Source organism: Saccharothrix sp. ALI-22-I, assembly GCF_001984175.1.
In the GTDB taxonomy this organism is placed as follows: domain Bacteria; phylum Actinomycetota; class Actinomycetes; order Mycobacteriales; family Pseudonocardiaceae; genus Actinosynnema.
This window is the reverse complement of sequence record NZ_MTQP01000048.1, coordinates 106,966-125,783: the sequence shown is the minus strand read 5'-3', so window position 1 is coordinate 125,783 and position 18,818 is coordinate 106,966. Positions and strand designations below refer to the sequence as shown.

At 70.7% G+C, this 18,818-nt stretch carries 10 protein-coding genes; 6 read left to right on the top strand and 4 right to left on the bottom strand.

All coding sequences use genetic code 11. From position 1 onward, the window contains the following. Positions 1-17: 17 nt before the first annotated feature. Both ALI22I_RS09580 and ALI22I_RS09575 read right to left on the bottom strand, forming a co-directional pair. Positions 18-1,397 (bottom strand): ATP phosphoribosyltransferase regulatory subunit, encoded by a 1,380-nt coding sequence (locus ALI22I_RS09580; RefSeq protein WP_077005104.1) that lies wholly within the window; start codon positions 1,395-1,397, stop codon positions 18-20. A gap of 37 nt (positions 1,398-1,434) precedes the next feature. After that, the gene (locus ALI22I_RS09575; protein ID WP_143532091.1) at positions 1,435-3,240 is read right to left on the bottom strand and encodes a phosphopantetheine-binding protein; all 1,806 of its coding nucleotides are present in this window, start codon (positions 3,238-3,240) and stop codon (positions 1,435-1,437) included. On the opposite strand from ALI22I_RS09575, the gene ALI22I_RS09570 reads away from it, so the two are divergent. After that, positions 3,203-4,396, top strand: a complete 1,194-nt coding sequence (locus tag ALI22I_RS09570; RefSeq protein WP_202970900.1) for an MFS transporter — start codon at positions 3,203-3,205, stop codon at positions 4,394-4,396. The genes ALI22I_RS09575 and ALI22I_RS09570 overlap by 38 nt on opposite strands. A gap of 51 nt (positions 4,397-4,447) precedes the next feature. Here the strand turns inward: ALI22I_RS09570 and ALI22I_RS09565 are convergent, their stop codons facing one another. Further along, positions 4,448-9,949 (bottom strand): AMP-binding protein, encoded by a 5,502-nt coding sequence (locus tag ALI22I_RS09565; protein WP_179118169.1) that lies wholly within the window; start codon positions 9,947-9,949, stop codon positions 4,448-4,450. Positions 9,950-10,293: 344 nt separating this feature from the next. Between ALI22I_RS09565 and ALI22I_RS09560 the strand changes: the two genes are divergently transcribed. The 3 genes from ALI22I_RS09560 to ALI22I_RS09550 are packed head-to-tail and all read left to right on the top strand — an operon-like array spanning position 10,294 to position 14,239. Beyond that, the gene (locus ALI22I_RS09560) at positions 10,294-11,082 is read left to right on the top strand and encodes a hypothetical protein (RefSeq protein WP_143532090.1); all 789 of its coding nucleotides are present in this window, start codon (positions 10,294-10,296) and stop codon (positions 11,080-11,082) included. Next, positions 11,079-13,019: an amino acid adenylation domain-containing protein gene (locus ALI22I_RS09555; RefSeq protein WP_143532089.1), complete on the top strand. Its 1,941-nt coding sequence runs from the start codon at positions 11,079-11,081 to the stop codon at positions 13,017-13,019. The genes ALI22I_RS09560 and ALI22I_RS09555 overlap by 4 nt, the downstream gene beginning before the upstream one ends. Continuing rightward, positions 13,016-14,239: a cytochrome P450 gene (locus ALI22I_RS09550; protein ID WP_077005099.1), complete on the top strand. Its 1,224-nt coding sequence runs from the start codon at positions 13,016-13,018 to the stop codon at positions 14,237-14,239. Before ALI22I_RS09555 ends, ALI22I_RS09550 begins: the two co-directional genes overlap by 4 nt. A 36-nt stretch (positions 14,240-14,275) precedes the next feature. Here the strand turns inward: ALI22I_RS09550 and ALI22I_RS09545 are convergent, their stop codons facing one another. After that, complete coding sequence (locus ALI22I_RS09545) at positions 14,276-15,256, bottom strand: ParB/RepB/Spo0J family partition protein (protein WP_238598241.1); 981 nt, start codon at positions 15,254-15,256, stop codon at positions 14,276-14,278. Between the two features lie 824 nt (positions 15,257-16,080). Between ALI22I_RS09545 and ALI22I_RS09535 the strand changes: the two genes are divergently transcribed. Both ALI22I_RS09535 and ALI22I_RS52320 read left to right on the top strand, forming a co-directional pair. Further along, entirely contained in the window at positions 16,081-17,499 is a 1,419-nt protein-coding gene (locus ALI22I_RS09535; protein ID WP_077005097.1) for a phytoene desaturase family protein, read from the top strand. Between the two features lie 804 nt (positions 17,500-18,303). After that, complete coding sequence (locus ALI22I_RS52320; protein WP_202970899.1) at positions 18,304-18,684, top strand: integrase core domain-containing protein; 381 nt, start codon at positions 18,304-18,306, stop codon at positions 18,682-18,684. Positions 18,685-18,818: the final 134 nt, after the last annotated feature.

The window sequence follows — 18,818 nt, the reverse complement described above, 5'->3', positions numbered from 1 at the left end:
CCGTTCGGGACGGGACGTCACGCGCCGGCCTTCACCGCGTCGGACAACTCCGCCACCGCGCGGGCCACCTCGTCCAACCGCACTTTGGTGTCCGCACCGGACGGCAGGTGCAGCACACGCACGGCGTCCGCGCCCTGGACGTCGACGAGCACCGCGACCTCGGACTCCTCGGCGATCCCACTCGTTTCCTCGGCCGCCACGGGGTCGAACATCGCACGGGTGGCAACGCCCGCCAAGCGCAGGTCGCGCACAGCGCGCAGCACCGCGTCGTCCAGACCCGCTGTGCTGGGCACGACGACCGCCGCGTTCTCCCTGGGGCGCCGCCTGGCGAACAGGCCGTCCTCGCGGAGCAGGCCCATGAGCCGCGCCAGGCCGACCGACATGCCCACGCCGGGGTAGCTGATCCCGTTCACGTGCCCGAGGAGGTCGTCGTACCGGCCGCCCGCACCGATCGCGCCCCAGTGCTCCCGACCGGTCGCGTAGATCTCGAACACGGTGCCGGTGTAGTAGTCGTGCCCGCGGGTGATCGAGAAGTCCAGCACGAGGTGGCCGTCGGGCATGCCGAGGTCCTCAGCCGCGCGCATCACCCGCTCCAGCTCGCCGAGACCGGTCTTGTCCGCGCCGCGCGCGTCGAGGAGCTCGGTCGCCTCGGCGATGGTGGTGGAGGTGGCAAGGCGGGCGAGGTCGGCGGCGACCTGCGGCGGCACGCCCGCCGAGGTCAGCTGCGCGACGGTTTCGGAGATCTCCTGTCCGGCGCCTTTGTCGAGGATCTGCACGATCCCACGCGCCCGGTGCACACGGACGCCGTGGCTGTCCAGCAGCGCCGAGAGCACCTTCCGGTTGGAGACGCGGATGGTGAAGCCGTCGACCCCGATCCCCTGGAAGGCGGTGTCGACGGCGTACGCGATCTCGGCGTCGTACAGGAAGTTCAACTCACCGCGGTCGATGACGTCCACGTCGCACTGGTAGAACTCGCGCCAGTGCGTCGCGGTGGTGATCTGCTCGGCCCGCCAGACCTTGTTGATCTGGTAGCTGTGCAGCGGGAAGACGAGCTTGTCGGAGTGCTCGGCGATGAACCGCGACACCGGCACGGTGAGGTCGTAGCGGAGGGCGAACCTGGCGCCGGTCCGGGACTCCGGCGGCTCCTCAACGGTGAAGGCGAACTCGGGGATGCCACCGTCCAGGTACTGGGCGCCGCCTGCGACCAGTACCTCCTGCCGCTGCACGGCCGCGGTGTCCAAGGGTTTGAAGCCCAGCCGCCCGAAGCCGTCGCTGATGGTCCGGATGATCGCCTGCTCGTGCAGGACGTCACCGGGTAGCGACTCCGGGAACCCGGGCATGGCGATGTCGAAGTCGATTCGGCGGTCGTCCTGCGAATGACCGGCTGCCAGTGTCATGGAACTCTCCATCGTGATTCGTCGATCCCGGGCGCGATCAGCGCCGGTCATCGGGAGAAATGTCGAGCCACCGCGCGAAAAGCATCGGACTCGGATTTCGGTACAACGTACGCAACGTGACCGAAGGCCCGAAACGGCGGCGGAGTTCTGCCACCAGGCGAGCTGCCTGGAAGGAATGGACACCCAGGTCCTGCAAACTGTCCTGGAAGCGGACGGAGACATTACCGGTGAATCGCCGCCAGATGTCAAGCACCTCGGCCGCCGACGTAGTGGGCGCGAGGTCCGCGAGCACGTCGCGTCGACCGCTCGTGCGCGGGTGCGGACCGACGTCGGCGGGCACGGCGGCGAGGTCGCGCCCTTCACCGACAGCGTGCACGGCAGCGCGCAACGCGTCGGCGAACGCGGCGAGGTCGTCCTGATCCACCACGGTCGGGTGACCCGACAGCCGCGCGCCGCCCGGCGTCGACTCGGCGGCGAGCACGGCGGGTGAGCCACGCGGCGGGGCCGGCAGCCTCCGGGCGACGACGCCGGCGAACCGCACGTCGGGCGCGGCCGTCGCCACCGTCGCCAGGCAGTCCGGCACGCCGGGCAGCACCGAGGAAGTGAGCCCACCGAGCAGATCGACAGGCGGTGCCCCCCATTCCACGGCGTCGTACAGCCGGTTGGCCTCGGCCTGGACTCCCCACGCGCCCGCCCCGACGACGAGCGGCAGCAGGTCGAGGCCGAGCAGTGCGTCCGCACCGGACGCCAGGGGGACCGTCACGCGGTCCAGCCGCCACCTCCACGCCTCGGCGGCAGCCGCCCGCACCGCCGCGACCCACAGCGCCGTCGGCGTTACCCCGGCGCTCCGCGCAGTGGAAGCGAGGTCCGCTGTGGTCAGGTCGGCGCAGTGAAGCGTCGGTGCGTCGGCCGCCGTCCCGGCGAACCACGGTCGCTCGGCGGCCACGACCAAGCGGCGCGTCACCTCCTGCCACTCGATCCGGTGCGCGTCCGGCTCGGCACGCGGGTGGGTGGCTGCCGGTTCCCGGCGATCCGGCGCACCGCCCTCGTAGCGTATGGACAGTTCCTCGACCAGCCGAGCGAGGCCGACGCCGTCCGCGATCGCGTGGTGCGCGAAGAGGTGCAGGTACGCGGTCGCATCCGACGGCACCAGGCGCACCGAGAACAACACGCCCTGTCCGACCAGCCGCCAGGCCCGCTCGACCAACTCCTCCGGCGTGGCGCCCGGCATGACGTCGACCCGCGCGGCACGGTCGGCGGGTCCCAGCCGCTGCCGCACCTCGTCACCGACGACGGCGAGTTCGGCGCGCAGCTCGGGGTGATCCGCCACGAGCGCGGCCACCACCGCCGCCAGCCGCTCCGCGTTCAACGGCGCCGACACGTGCAGCAATTCGTCGACACCGTAGGTGCCCGCTGGCGTGTGCTGCGCGGCGGCGAACACCCGCGCGGCGCGCACCGGCGCGCGACTCCAATCAGTCGAATCGGTCCACGAATACACCAATTCCCCCAGAGAAGAACCATCGACCACGCTGACACGCGTGTCGTGAAATAAATGTCCGCAGCCTTCACGGCGAACTTCAACCGTGCCCGGCACCGCGTTTTGCGCCGTCCCCGACCCGCCGAGAACATTACACAGACACACGGCACAAGGCACCCCGCTCATCGAAATCAACGGGCTTCCCGGTCCTGCGCGGCGGTCGACACGCTCGCGGGCCTCGGGCACACTGCGGGTCGCCTTGAACAGGGGGAGACGGATGTCGTTGTGGAAGAACAGGAATTTCCTGCTACTGCTCGGCGGCCAAGGGGTGAGCGAGTTCGGCTCGTCCATCACGTACGTGGCCATGCCGCTCGTCGCGCTGACCGTGCTGGACGCGTCGAGCTTCGAGGTCGGCGTGCTGACCGCGATGAGCTCGTTGGCGTTCCTGCTGATCTCGCTGCCCGCCGGGGTGGTGGTCGACCGGTCGGCGCGGAAGAAGCTGATGCTGTGGTCGAACGTCGGCCGTGCCGCGCTCGTCGGCGTGGTGCCGCTTCTCGCCGCGCTGGACGCGCTGGAGATGGTGCACCTGTACGTCGTCGCGTTCTTCGTCGGTGTCCTGACCGTGCTGTTCGAGATCGCGTACCAGAGCTTCGTGCCCAGCGTGGTGACCAAGGACCAGTTGGTCGACGCGAACGGGAAGCTGAGCACCACGCAATCGCTCAGCGTGGTGCTCGGCCCGCCCCTCGGGGGCGGTCTCGTCGCGCTGATGGGCGCCACGCGCGTGATGGCGGTTGACGCGTTGTCGTATCTCGTCAGCGTGGTGTCGCTGCTGCTGCTCCCGATGCGGGAGGAGCCGCCGGCGAAAACCGCCGGTTTCTCCTGGGACGCCGTGCGTCGGGAGACCGCGGAGGGCCTTTCGTTCGTCTTCGGGCACCCGGTGCTGCGCAAGGTCGTCGCCTGCACCGCGACCTCCAACTTCTTCGGCGCCATGTACTTCGCGCTGGAGATGGTCTTCTTCGTCAAGGAGCTGAACGCCGGCCCGCTGCTGATCGGTCTGGCGATCAGCGCGGGCGGAGCTGGCGGTGTGCTGGGCGGGCTGACCGCCCGGCGAGTGAGCACGCGGGTGGGGTCGGCGCGGATGATCTGGGTGTCGGTGCTCGGCCTCGGCTGGACCGGTGTCCTCGTGCCGCTCGCCGGACCCGGTTGGGGTTTCGCGCTCATCGCCGTCGGGCTCTTCGGGTTCTCGTTGTCCGCGGTGCTGTACAACACCGCGCAGGTGAGCTACCGGCAGGCGGTGTGCCCGCCGGAGTTGCTCGGCCGCGTGAACGCGTCCGTGCGGTGGGTCGTGTGGGGCACGCTGCCGGTGGGTGCTTTGGTCGCGGGCTGGCTCGCCACGAGCCTGGGTGTCCGGGAGACGTTGCTGGTGGCGGGGGCCGGTGGCTGGCTGGCCGGGTTGTGGGTGTACTTCTCGCCGATCCGCGGCATGCGCGACGTGCCGACGACCGAACCGGTCACCGCCTGACCCGCCTCGCCTGCGCGGTGCCCGGTGTCGGGCACCGCGCGTCGGTCTCGGTCAACCGGATGACGAGCGCGCGGCCACCAACTCGTCGAGCGCCGCGCAACTTTCCGCTCGGAGGATGTCCCGGAACCGCAGGCGCACCGCGAACGTCGCTTCGATCGCGGTGGCCAGTCTCATCGCCGACAGCGAGTCGCCGCCTGCGGTGATGAAGTCCGCGTCGAGCGGCGCCGAGCCGCCGAGGGCCGCCGACCACAGTGCCCGAAGCCGCGAGCCCACCTCGACCCGCTCCGGGTCCGGCCGGCGCGGCCGCGTGGACAGCAGCTCGCGGACTGCGGCGCGGTCCACCTTCCCGTGTGCGTTCACCGGCAGGTCGTCTACCGCGACCACCTCGTCCGGCAGGAGGTAGTCGGGCACGAGCCGGGCCATCGCGGCCCGTACTCCCGAGCGCAGCGCTGGTCCGCCGCCACCCGCCACCACCACGGCCAGACCGAGCCGCGTGGAACCGCCCGACGCGGGCAGGTCCACTGCCGCCGCACGCCGCACGCCGGGCACCTCCGCGGCCGCGCGTTCCACCTCCTCCGGCGCCACCCGGAACCCGCGCACCTTCAACCCACCGTCGACCCGGCCGAAGAAGTCGAGGCCGCCCGCGTGTGTCACGCGCACCAGGTCACCCGTGAGGTGCACCGGTCCATCCACACCGGACACCGTTCGTACGCCGGGCAGATCGGCACGGGTCGGCGTGCCCGCGATGCCCAGAACACCGGGACGGCCCAGGGGCACACCCGCGCCCGACTCGTCCAAGACGCACAGCACGGCACCCGGGATCGGAACACCGAGCTCGGGTGTCCCGCGTGGCGGGACGGTCCCGCCGACGCGGTGGAACGCCACCGAGATGCCGCACTCCGACGGGCCGTATGTGCTCAGCAACGCCACCGCGCCGCGGTGCCTGCGCACGAACCGGGCAGCCCGGTCGGGGTCGTACGCCTCGCCGCCGATGACGACCGCCCGCACCTGCTCCGGCAGCAGCTCGTCCCGCTGCTCCAAGTGATCGGCGAGCACCGTCCACAACGCCGTCGGCAGGTCCACCACCGTGGCGCGGCCTCGCGCCAACTGGGCCAGCAGCCCGGCGGCACCGTCGGACAGGTCGGCCAGCAGCAGGGTGCCGCCGACCGCCAGGATCGGGACCAGCTCCTCGAACGAGGCGTCGAACAGCAGCGAGGCGGTCGCGGCCAGCACGTCGACCGAGGTCAGCCGCAACTCGTCGCGGAACGCGGCGATGTAGCCGGACAGCGTCTCGTGCGTGACGGCCACGCGCTTCGGCCTGCCGGTGCTGCCGCTGGTGTGCACGACGTAGGCGGTGCCCAGGTCGGTGTCCGGCTCACCCACTCGTGTCGGCGCGTCGTCGTCACCCCACCTCAGGTGCGCGGTCGACAGCACGGCGCGCAGCCGGAACGCGGGCCAGCTTGGGTCGACCGGCATCACGGCCAGCCCCGCCGACAGGGCCGCGAACACCCGCGCGCAGTACCGGGCGTCCCGCGCGACGTCCACCGCCACCACCTCGCCGTCCCCGCTGCCGGCGAGGTGGTCCCGGCAAGCGCGCACGAGCGCCGCGAACTCGCCGTGGGTGGTGGTATCGGACGGCGTGACGACGGCGGGCACGGCCGACCCGCGCACCCTGTAGCGGACCGCCGGGGCTCGCACGGCGGGTCCGGTCAGCACGAGCGGCGCGACGACGGGCCACCGCCAGTCCCCCGAGCGCCCGGACCGGACAGCACCCGCCAGCGCGTGCAGGCCGTCGGTGAACCGGTCGGCCATGTCCCGCACCAGGTCCACCGAGTACAGCGACCGGTCGAACTCCCACACCAGCCGCACGGAGCCGGCCGGCGCCATCGAGTCCGCGCCTGTCTGTTTCGGCAACACCAGCACGTCCAGCGGCGTCTTGGTCGTCCCGTTCTGGTGGTACTCCAGGAACGCCGTGCCGCCGGGGACGGTCATGTCGGGCAGCTTCGCGTTGTGCGCGCTGAACATGCACCGGTACAGCAGCGCGCGCCGCGAGCCCTCCTGCCTGCGCACGCCGTCGAGCAGCGCGTCGTACGGGATCAGCTCGCCGTCGACGGCATCGCGCAGCGATCGGCTGACCATCGAGAGGAACTCGGCGAAGTCGTCGGACCACGGCGACCGCACCGGCACGGTATTGACGAACATGCCGAGAGTGGCCTCGAACCCCGGCGGCCGAGCGCTCACCGCCGAACCGATGACCAGGTCGTCCTCGCCGGTCTGGTCGTGCACGGTTGCCAGGAACGCCGCCATCAGCAGCTCGAAGGTCGTCGCGCCGCGCTGGGCCGCCCAGCGCTCCAGCACCGCGAACGGCTCGCCGCCGAGCACGACTTCGACCGCGTCCGCGAGCGCCGGCACTGCCTCCGGCGCGTGCCTGCCGATGTCGGGCAGCGGTGCGACCGGATCGACGGGCGCGCCGGCCATCGCCTCCACGCGGCGGGTGAAGTGCGCCGTGTCGGACAACGCGGGCAGCGCCGCCGCCTCCGCGTCGACGTACTCCCGGTAACTCCGCGGCTCGGCGGGCAACGGCTGTCCGGACAGCGCGGCGAGGAACGTCCGCAGCAGCAGGGTCAGCGACCAGCCGTCGTGCACGAGGTGGTGCTCGACCTGGCTGAGCACCAACTCGTCGTCATCGACCCGGAACAGCCGCCAGGTGGCCAGTTCGCCGCGGGACAGGTCCCAGTCGACCTTCCCGTGCTCGCGCAGCGCCCGTGCCAACGCCGTCCGCCGCTCGTCGGCGGTGGCACGGCGCAGGTCCACGAAGTCGACGACCGGCCGCCACGGTTCGGCGACCTCGCAGGTCCACCCGTCGGGTGTCGCGCGGAACCCCGACCTCAGCACCGGGTGGGCGGCGACGACCCGCTCCAACGCCGACTCGATCGCGTCCGCAGTGAGCGTCGCGGGCAGGCGCAGGGACACCTGGTTCTGGTAAGCCGGGACGTCCGGCGCGTTGTGCAGCTCATACAGGGCACGGGCCTGCGCCCGTGAGACACCGCGGTGATCACCGGTCTCAGGGGTGTTGACGGGATCGGGTTCCGCGCCAGCGACGAGGGTCGACAGGTCGGTGATCCGCGTACAGCCGAGGATGTCGCTGATGCGCAGCGTCACGCCCAAGCGGCTGCGGACGCGTGCCCGCAGGTGGGCGGCGGCGAGTGAGTGACCGCCCGCGTCCAGGAACGACTCGTCCGCCTCGACGTCGTGCTCCAGCACGTCGCGGACGATGTCGAGCACCGTGTCCGCCAGATCGTCCCCCGACCGCGCGGCAGTGGTCCGGCGGCGGTCGCGGACCATCGCGGCGATAGCTGCGCGGTCGGCCTTGCCGGTGGGCCCCACGGGTAGCGCGGGCAGCACCACGAGGTGGTCGGGGAGCATGTACGTCGGCAGCACCGCCCGCAGATCGGCACGCACCCCGTTGGCGGTCACCGGCTCGCCGGGCCGGGGTGCGACCGCGGCCACCAGCTCGCGGCCGTTGGCGCCGTCCACGGCGACCGCGACCGCGTCGGCGACACCGGCTGCGCGGCGCAGCGCGGCCTGTACGTCCCCCAGTTCTATCCGGTAGCCGCGCACCTTCACCTGGTCGTCGGATCGGCCGAGGAACTGGAGCACGCCCTCCGGCAGCCACCTCGCCCGGTCGCCGGTGGCGTACATCCGCTCGCCGCCGTCCGAGAACGGGTCGGGCAGGAAGCGGGCACGGGTCAGCTCCTCATCGCCCACATACCCTTCGGCGACCGGGACACCCGCGATGTGCAGGTCGCCGGGCTCGCCAACTGGGCATGGGCGCCGCTCGCCGTCGAGGACGTAGTAGCGCGCGTTCTGGATGGGCCGGCCGTACGGGATGCTCGGCCAGTCCACGCCCACCTCGTCCACGTCGAAGTAGTTGGACCACACGGTCGCCTCGGTCGCACCGCCGAGCGCCACCACGCGCGTCGCGGCGCCGTAGCGCGCACGCACCTGAGCGGGCAGCTGCAACGGCACCCAGTCGCCGCTGAGGAAGACCAGGCGCAGCCGATCGTTACGCGGCGCGCCGCGGTCTGCAACGACGGTCAGGACCTGGTTGAGCGCGGCGGGCGCGGAGTCCCAGAAAGTGATCGGCTCGCCGTCGAGCACGTCGGCGACGCATTCCGGATCGGCCAGCTCCTCGTCGGCCAGCACCCGGATCGCGCCGCCCGCTGCCAGCACGCCGAACAGGTCGTACACGGACAGGTCGAAGGTGAACGCGGTGACCAGCAGCAAGCAGTCGTCCGTGGACACCCCGTAGGTCCGGTTGACCCACTCGACGAGGTTCACCGCGCTGCGGTGGCGCACCTCGACGCCCTTCGGCCGCCCGCTCGACCCCGAAGTGAAGATGACGTACGCGCTGCTGTCGGGCTCGGGCCGCCGAGGCGGGGTGGACGCGCGTGCCGCGACGTCGTGCCACGTGAGCACCCGCGGTTCGAGCGCGTACCCGGTCGCGGCGGTCACGGGCCGGAGCACCACGTCGTACCGGCGCCCGAGCACCTCAGGCCAGTGCGGTCCCGTGCGAGTCACGAACTCGACGTGTGTGCCCAGTTCCTCGGCCAAGCCTGTGAACCAGGCTCGCGGCAGCCGTAGGTGGTCCCCTGGCACGCCGTCCGCGAAGTCGACCACATCGGCTACGACCACCGCGCCACCAGGTGCGAGGCGCGACACCGCTTCGCGGAGCACCGTGCGCGTGTAGTCCGGTCCGGGGAAGAACTGCACCACGCTCGACAGCACCACCACGTCGAACACCTGTCCGGCCACGAGCCGGTCGAGGTCGTGTGCGAATCCGATGTGGGCATCGGCGGTCGCCGCGAGCCCTCGAACCGCCGCACGGCAACGGTCCACCGCGATCGGCGACGGGTCGATTCCCACGTACTCGGCTACCCGGTCGCCAAGCGCCGCAGCCAGCAACCCGGTGCCGCAGCCGATCTCGAGGACCGAGCGCGTGCCACCGGAGGCGGTCGCCAGTCGGGCCACGTGGTCCACGTAGACGCCGACCTGCGCGTGGTCGACCACCTCGTCGGCCGGGCCCCGGTTGAACCCCGCTGCGCGCAACGGGTCGGTGTCCGCCGCCACCTCGTCCCACAGCGCGCGGAGCGCCGGTTCATCCACAGCGGGCGTCGCGGTGTCCATGAGGACGAGCCGTGCGTCGGGCGCGCCGAGCCACGTCGCTTCCTCCGCCAGGCGCGCGTACCGCCCACTGGTGAGCACCCACGTGATGGACAACTGGGACAGCGGTTCGGCCAGGCGTGTGACGGGCCACCTGGGGTCGAGCGGGACGTACGTCGCGCCCGCGCCCACCACGCCGAGAATCGCCACGACGGCGGCCGGCGAATGTTCGACGAGAACTCCGACGTAATCGCCGTCTCCCACTCCCTCGGCCGTCAACGCGCTACTCAACCGTTGTGCGGACACCCAGAGCTCCCCATAGGACATCTCACCGCCGCGGGTGCGCAGCGCTACCGCATCCGGTGTGCGGCGCACCGATCGTTCTACCAAGTCAACCAGCGTCGCGGTGTCGTCGAAAGCCCGTCCGGTGTCATTCCACGACGCCGGTACGGGGTCACCAACGTCGACCACCATGCCATCCACCTGCACGCAATCCCCCCGGTTGAACGTCAGAACACCGCGATCCCTGTCGGCGGTACGGCGAGGCTACTCAGCGGATCGCGTTTCGTCACCACCGTGCAAATATCAAAATAGCCAGCCCATCGAACAGGTGGACAACGAATCGATGGGCTGACAAGAATTCACCGAATCCGTCGTTGTCCGCTGAAGGCGCCACCGGGCGTCCGAGGTCTTTTCCACGCGGCCGAAATTCGGCACGAACAGGGGGGAACCAGATGAGTGAGCGGGTGGTGCTCGTGCTCGACTACCCGGGCAGGCGCGCCGAGTCGAGGGTGGCGGATCTGCCACTGGAGTCGTTCGGGTTCGACGTGCGACACCTGCTGGACGAGCCGTTCGTCCGCGCCGTCGACACAGCGGGCTACGCCGCCGAACTGGCGGCGCGCCACGGGCCGTTCGGCCCTGAGGTCGTCGCGGTGCTCGCGTACTGCATGGCCGCACCGATCGCCCAAGAAGTCGCGGCGCTGTGCGGCGCCATCCCGCTCGTGCTGTTCGACGGTGAGCCTTCGACGCCCGCCGGGATCGCCGACCAGTACGAGGTGAGCGTGACGCAGGTCCGGGAGCAGTTGGGGCTGCCCGCAGTCGACCGCGGGCTGCCGTTCGAGGACGGGTTGCTGTCCGAGCGGCCGGGTGAGTGCCTGGAGTCGATGCGTCGAGCGTTCGTCGAACTGGCCGTATCCGCGTTGCGCGCGGACAGCGCGGACGAAGACGCGGAGGTCGTCGCCGCCCAAGTCGCCGACTTCTACCTCGATTGGCTGAGCCACCTGGTCGCGGCGCACAACGCGTCGTGGCCCGCTTGGGGCGGTGAGGTCCTGCACATCGCGTCGCGGCGGCATTCCTTCACCGAGGACTGGCCTGGCGCGCGTCGGACCACGGTTCACCGGGTGGACACCGAGCGGAACGATCTGCTGCGGCACCCGCACACCCTCGAACTCGTGCGCTCGTTCCTGGCCGAAGCCGGCACGGGCGACGGTGCGCGCTTCGACCGGAACGAGGCGCGGGCATGACGGCCGTGACCGAGTGGCGTGTCGTCCTCGACGGGGCAGGGCGGCCGAGTGTGTGGCCTGCGGACCGCGCCGTGCCAGCCGGCTGGGAGCCGACGAGTTTCACCGGCACCCGCGACGACTGCCTCGAAGACATCGAGACCACGACACCCGGTGACTGGTCACCGGGTGTCCGGGCGTCCGACGCCGGCACAGTGGTGGCGTTGTTCGAGCGCACGGTCCGACACCACCCGGACAGGACCGCGGTGAGCGACGACCGCGGTGCCATGACCTACCGGGAGCTCGCGAACCGCTCGGACGGTTTGGCGCACGAGCTGCGTCGTCGTGGAGTCCTCAGGGAGAACCGGGTCGCGGTCCACATGTCGTCCTCTGTGGACCTGTTCGTGGCGGTCCTGGCGATCCTCAAGGCGGGCGGGGCGTACGTCGCGGTCGACGTGCGCTACCCAGAGGTCCGCCGGAACCTCATGATCACCGCATCCGGCGCGCGATTGGTGGTCACCACCTCCGAGCTCGCACCCGCTCTGGCCGGACTCGGCGTCGACGTGTTCGACCTCGGTGCGACGCGGGACACCGTGGCGCAGGACGGTCCGCCGCTGCCGGACGTGGACGGTGCTGACGCCGCATGCGTCCTGTTCACCTCCGGCTCGTCCGGCGAGCCCAAGGCGGTCGTGTTGGAACACCGCAACCTCGTGCACTTCGCGGACAACCGGGCACTGCCCCGGCTGCGGCCGACCGACCGGGTCGGACAGGTGTCCAGCCTGTCGTTCGACGCGTTCCACTTCGAGACCTGGTGCGCGTTCGCGGCAGGCGCCGAGGTCGTGGTGCTGCCCGGCATGGCTGAACTGGTGGCCGACGACCTGGGCCGGGAACTGCGCCGCAGGCGGATCACCGCACTGCTCGCGCCGACCATGGCGGTCAACCACGTGGTGCACGTCGACCGCGAGGCGTTCAGCACGCTGCGGGTGCTGCACACCGGCGGTGACGTGCTCCAGCCCGCCGCCGCACGCGCGCTGCTCTCCGGGGATTTCGCCGGCGAATTCTGCAACCTGTACGGCCCGACGGAGGCCACAACCGCTTGCACCGCCCACCCGGTCGCCAACGTGGCCGCGGACGCCACGTCGGTGCCGATCGGCCGGGAGCTGGACGGCGTCTCGGTGCACCTGCTGGACGCCGATCTCACGGAAGTACCCGCCGGCTCGGTGGGCGAACTGCACATCGGTGGACGCGGGGTGGCACGCGGCTACCTGGGGCGTCCCGGACTGACCGCCGAGCGGTTCCTGCCGGACCCGTTCGCCGCCGGTGGCGGTCGGATGTACGCGACCGGTGACCTCGCCCGCCGTATCGAGGGCGGCTCGCTGGATTTCGTCGGCCGCGCCGACGACCAGGTGAAGATCCGGGGTTATCGGGTAGAGCCGCACGAGGTGGAGCGCGCGCTACTGCGCCACCCCGACGTGCGGGACATCGCCGTGATCCCTACCGGCGAGGGACACGACCGCAGGCTCGTCGCGCTGGTCGTGTCGCCACAGCGGTTGGCGCCGAAGCAGTTGCGCGCCTTCGCCGTGCGAGAGCTGCCGGACTACCTCGTGCCGAGTTCCTTCGTTCGGGTCGCCGAGATACCGGGTGACGACCACGGCAAGCGCGACCTGCGGGAGCTGCGCCGGGTGGCCGCCGAACAACGCGGCAGGCAGTCGCGCAGGGTGGCGCCTCAGGACGATGTCGAGCGGTACTTGGCCGACCTCTGGGAGGAGCTGCTGGCCGTGGAGTGGATCGGCGTGGACGACGACTTCCTCGGACTCGGGGGCAACTCGATGCAGGCGTTCCGGCTGCACCGACGGATCAAGCACGACCTCGGCGCGGTGGTGCAGGTGCGGGAAATCCTGGAGGTCCGCGAACTCGCCGGCCTGGCGAAGCTGGTGCGCGAGCGGTCGGTGCGGCCGTGACCGGAACCGGGACCATCGACCTGACCGACCTGGACCTGTTCGAGACGGAACGCCACCACGAGGCGTTCGACTGGTTGCGCGCGAACGATCCCGTCCATTGGAACCCGACCCCGGACGGTTCCGGCTTCTGGGCGCTGACCCGGTACGACGACTTGGTCACCGCCTACCGCGAGCACTCCACGTTCAGCTCGGCGGGCGGCGCCGTGTTGGGTGGGTCGATCGGCGGCGCGGGCGACAGCGCCACCGGACTGATGCTGGTGGCGTCCGATCCACCGCGGCAACGCCAGCTGAGGCAGGTGTTGCACCAAGCGTTCACCGCGCCCGTGCTGGACGCGATCGCCGAGCGGGTAGCCGAACTCGTGGACCGGGCGATCGATACCACGCTGACCGACGGCGGGTGCGACTTCGCGGTCGACGTCGCGCCGGAGCTCCCGGCGGGCGCGCTAATGGCAATGATGTCGTTGACGCACGACGAGGCCCGCCACCTGGTGGACCTGACTCGCCGGATGATCGGTTTCAACGATCCACTGGTCGTAGGCGGGTCCGGGCACGATCGCCTTGGTCTGGCCGAGACCCAGGCCGAGATATTCGACTTCTTCGCCGACCTGCTCCCGGACCGGCGGTACGCCGATGGTCGCGGTCTGCTGGGAATGTTGCTGCGCGCGAAGGTGAACGGACATCCGCTGTCGGAGGAAGAGATCCTCTATAACTGCATGAACGTGGCGGTCGGAGGCAACGAGACGTCGTCCTACACCGCGTGCGCCGGGCTCCGGGCGCTCATCGAGCACCCGGAGCAGTGGGAGCTGCTGCGCAGGTCCGCGGTGACGCCCACCACCGCGATCAACGAGATGCTGAGGTGGGCGTCCACCAATGCCTACGTACAGCGGGTGGCCAAGCACGATTTCACGTTCGGCGCGACGACGATCCGCGCGGGCGATGCGGTGACGCTGTGGAACGTCTCGGCCAACCGCGACGAAGCCCGGTTCCCCGAGCCGCACCGGTTCGACCTCACCCGCACCTCCAATCGGCACCTGTCATACGGCAGCGGGATCCACCGCTGCATCGGCGCCCAGGTCGCGCATGCCGAGCTGTCTTCCCTGTTCGGACGGCTGATCCGGGACGAGGTGCGCTTCGAGTTCGCCGGCGAGGTACGGCGGTTGCGGTCCAACTTCATCCTCGGCATGACGAGGTTGCCGATCACCGTCGCCGGACGACGCTGAAGTGAGCCCGTCACGATACGGACCGCCGCGTCGGCGCTACGCGGTGGCGTGGGCACGGCGGTCGAGCAGGTCGGCGTACATGAGCCACTGGTCCGCACACATGCGGGCCAACGCCGACACCGCATCCGCACAATGCGCCGGCACGTCGTTCACGAGCCGCTGCCAGTCCTGATTGCCCACCGCGTGCACGTCGAGCATCCGGAGCAGGCTCCGGCCCGACTCGTTGAACCGTATCGACGGGTCCTGCCGCAACCTCGACATCAACGCGGCTACATCTGGTCGGTCGCTTTCCCTCGCGTCGGGCACGGTGCCGCGCCGTGCGGAAACCGGATTCACGCCGGTGCGAATCCTCTCGCGAACGCTTCGCACCGTCCCGGGTGACACCCCGGCCTCCCGTGCAATCTCGCGCAGTGACGCGTCCGGCTTAGCCGCGATCAGTTCACTGGCACGCTGCCGTCCCACTGAGGCGTCGAGCGGACGACTGCGGCCGTCACGCCCGACCCGGGCGTGCAACTGCGGAGTTTCCTCGGTTGCACGCCGCCGGATGGCGGCGACGGTCTTCGCCGACAGGCTGGTGACCGCAGCGACGGCTCGGTCGGACCAGGCGGGTTGCGACCGGATGATGCGCACGGCCGCAGCAGTACGATCGGCAAGCGTCAGCGGAAGTCCGTGCGTGACGTTCTCTTTGACGGCAAGCACGAAAGCGTCCTCGTCGTCCCCCTCGAAAAAGCGCACGAGGATCGTCTCCTCGCCTCGGAGCATCGCAGCACGCAACCTGTGCATCCCGTCAATGATCCGCATCGAAGGCCGGTGCACGAGGATGGGTGGCAACACCGCATCCGAATCGGCGAGCAGACGCACGTGCGTGTCGTCTTCACCGGACCGTCGAGGCGAATCGGCGGCCACCAGCGCGCCAAGCGCCACCTGCGCTGGTGTCAGATCGGCGCATCGCCCGTCACGCGGCCACCCGACGCAACTCTCGCACGGCTCAACCACAACAGCATCGTCAGTGCTCACCTTCACAGATCCCCCCTTGCGGCCGAATAAGTCCGCCGCATTCCACTCCGAAACCATCCACACCCACATGCGGACGTACTCCCGATTAGCGATACATCGAAGTGCGTGGGACTACCCTCCCGTCATCGTGGTCAGCACGATCCCCCGGCTCGGGAACACTACGAAGCAGCCCTCACACTGTGGTCACATCAGCTCACTCGTGGGTCACATCAGCTCACTCGTGCCGCGAGCGCTGGACCTCCCGACTCGCTTCCTCCGGGTCGCAGGCATCTGCTGCGACGTCACAGTGACGTCGCGTGTATGGCCGCTTTCCTTGTGCACAGCCAACACCGATACGTCTTATCCGGATCGGCCAGGAACTCCTGGTCCAGCAACACCACCACCGTGCCCACAGTCGCGCCTGCACTGCGCCTGGAGGTCTTGAGAGGGGGTCGCTCCCCAAGAGCGGCTGGCGCCGCGAGTTGCTTCGACGGGACCGGGTGGTCGCCGCGACGGAGTCGCTGTCGCACGTCCTGCGCCGTCGCAGGCGAGATGCCTGCGGCTTGAGCGATCTGCCGCACCGACGCGCTCGGCGTCTCCGCGATCAACTTGCTGGCCAGTCGCCCGCCAACTCACACCACCACAGCCGGAACACCCGATCGCAGAGCCGGGCTGCACGTCGACACGTCGCCGACCAGTCCTCGGCGGCCTGATCAACGAGCACGAACCCGCAGCAGCCTGAAGCGCAGGTCAGACCACATGGCCGGCTCTAGGCACCCCACAGGGATCACGCGATAATCAGGGGAACCGCACACCGGACGGACCCGACCCGGAGGACTGCCGCCGTGACGACCGCCGCAGTGGTCGGCAGCGGGCCCAACGGGCTTGCCGCCGCCATCACCCTCGCCACCGCCGGGCTGCGCGTCACGGTCCTGGAGGCGGCGTCCACGCCCGGCGGCGGCACGCGCTCCGGCGAGGCCACGGTGCCCGGAGTCCTGCACGACGAGTGCTCCGGCTTCCACCCGCTGGCGGTGGACAACGCGTTCACCCGCGCGTTCGACCTGTCCCGGCACGGGCTGCGGTGGGCGTGGCCCGAAGTGCAGTACGCGCACCCCCTCGACGGCGGCCGGGGCGCGGCGGTGTGGCGGTCGGTCGAGGAGACCGCCGCGGCGCTGGGCGAGGACGGCGCGGCGTACCGGCGCACGTTCGGACCGCTCGACGCCCGCTTCGACGCGATCGCGGAGGAGTTCCTCCAGCCCGTGGCTCACGTGCCCCGGCACCCCGTGGCACTGGCCCGGTTCGGGCTGGGCGCCGCGCTGCCCGCCACTGCGCTGGCCCGCCGGTGGCGCGGTGAGCCCGCCCGCGCGCTGTGGGCGGGCGTGGCGGCGCACGCCTTCCGCCCACTGGGGACGGTGGCGTCGTCGGCCATCGGGCTCGCCCTGGGCACGGCCGCGCACCACCACGGCTGGCCCGTGGCGCTCGGCGGCTCGCGGTCGATCGCGCGGGCGATGCTCGCGCTGCTGGCCGAGCTGGGCGGGCGGGTCGAGACGGGCGTCCGGGTCACCTCGGTGGCCCAGTGCGAGGCCGACGTGGTCCTGTTGGACACCTCCCCCGCCGACGCCGTGCGGATCCTCGGCGACCGGCTGCCGCCCCGCGTCCGCCGGTCCTACCTGCGCTACCGCCACGGGCCGGGCGCGTTCCAAGTGGCGTTCGCGGTGCGCGGTGGTGTGCCGTGGACCTACGAGCCGGCCCGCCTGGCGGGAACCGTCCACATCGGAGGTTCCCTCGCGGAGATCGCGGACGCCGAGCGCGCGGTCTGGCGGGGACGGGCGGTCGAGCGCCCGTTCGTCCTCGTCGGCCAGCAGCACCTGGCCGACCCCGGTCGATCGGCGGGCGACGTGCACCCGGTGGACGTCTACGCCCACGTGCCCGCCGGGTACGACGGCGACGCGACCGAGGCGATCACCGCCCAGGTCGAGCGGTTCGCGCCGGGGTTCCGCGACCGCGTCGTGGCCAGGTCGGTCCGCACGACCCGCGCCATCGCCGGGCACAACCCGAACTTCGTCGGCGGCGACATCACCACGGGCGCGAACACCGCACGACAACTGCTCTTCCGCCCACGAGCGGTGGCCGACCCGTACGCCACCGGTGTTCCCGGCGTCTACCTGTGCTCGGCCGCCACGCCGCCCGGCGCGGGGACGCACGGCCTGTGCGGGCACCACGCCGCCAGGTCGGCGTTGGCCGACCTGGCCCGGCGTCGCTGATCTCGCGGACGCGCTGTCGCCGGGTGGCGGACCGTGTGCCGCTCGAAAAGTCATCGTCGCTGGTAGAGCGAGGATGTCAGCGTGTTGAGAGCATGTCATAGTGATCGTGTCCCTGCTGTACAAGGTGACCCGGAAGCTGCTGTCCGTCCCGTCGATGGTGCTGCGAGGCGAGGCGGCCAAGGACGCTGAACTGCTCGTGCTACGGCACGAGAACGCGGTCCTTCGCCGGCAACCAACGGGTCCGGTCCGCTACGAGCCCGCCGATCGGTTTTGGTTCGCCGCTCTGTCCGGGCTGGTGGATCGTCGCCGTTGGCCGGAGGTCTTCCCGGTCACGCCGGGCACCCTGCCCGCCTGGCACCGCAGGTTCATCACCCGCAAGTGGGACTACGCCGCACGTGGACGCACCGGACGCCCAACGACACGAACGGCGATCAAGACGCTCGTACTGCGGCTCGCCGGAGAACAACCCGCGGTGGGGCCATCGGCGGATCCAAGGCGAACCGGCCCGGCTCGGCCACAGGATCGCCACCTCGACTGTCTGGCAGACCTTGCACGACGCGGGCATCGACCCGGCACCACGCCGCGGTGACCCGACCTGGCGAGAGTTCCTCACCGCCCAAACCGAGAGCATCTCGCGGCGGATTTCCTCCACCTCGACACCGTGCTCGGCAAATCGCCTTTGCGCACTGGCCTTCCTCGAACACGGCACCAGGCGCCTGCACATCACCGGCGTCACCGCCCACCCGACACAGGCACGGACAGCACAACAGGCCAGAAACCTCGCCGCCAACCCTTGGACAGCGGATGGAGTCCCTACACTTCCTGCTACGCGACCGCAACGCCAAGTACAGCCAGACGTTCGACACCGTCTTCCAAGCCGACGACCTGCACGTGCTCACAACCGCGCCGCAGGCACCCCGGATAAACGCCCACTGCGAACGGGTCATCGGCACCATCCGACGCGAACTCCTCGACCACATCCTGATCACGGACGGGAGCCACGCACATCAGGCCTTCAAGACCTACGAAGACCATTACAACCGACACCGGCCTCACCAAGCCCGCGACCAGCGACCACCCGAGGCTCAGCAGCGCTCCACAGCGGTACACGACCTCGACACCCACAGAGTGCTACGCACCCGCATCCTGGGCGGCCTCATCAACGAGTACAGACATGCCGCTTGACCAGCAGCGCTGACTTCTCGAGCGGCACACGCTCCAGGAAGATCTCGCCTGGGCCGTCAACGTATATCGCGCGATTCCCGTTACCGCGCGCCCGAACGGTCGATGTCTCGTACCGAAGTCCCGACCAGCACGGA

Bases quoted from the DNA above. Each gene is read 5' to 3' on its own strand.
- ALI22I_RS09580 (WP_077005104.1), bottom strand. From the start codon at position 1,397: ATGACACTGGCAGCCGGTCATTCGCAGGACGACCGCCGAATCGACTTC.
- ALI22I_RS09575 (WP_143532091.1), bottom strand. From the start codon at position 3,240: ATGGCCACGTACGTGATGGACGAGCCGAACTCGCTCACCCCTTGGCCG.
- ALI22I_RS09560 (WP_143532090.1), top strand. From the start codon at position 10,294: ATGAGTGAGCGGGTGGTGCTCGTGCTCGACTACCCGGGCAGGCGCGCC.
- ALI22I_RS09555 (WP_143532089.1), top strand. From the start codon at position 11,079: ATGACGGCCGTGACCGAGTGGCGTGTCGTCCTCGACGGGGCAGGGCGG.
- ALI22I_RS52320 (WP_202970899.1), top strand. From the start codon at position 18,304: ATGGAGTCCCTACACTTCCTGCTACGCGACCGCAACGCCAAGTACAGC.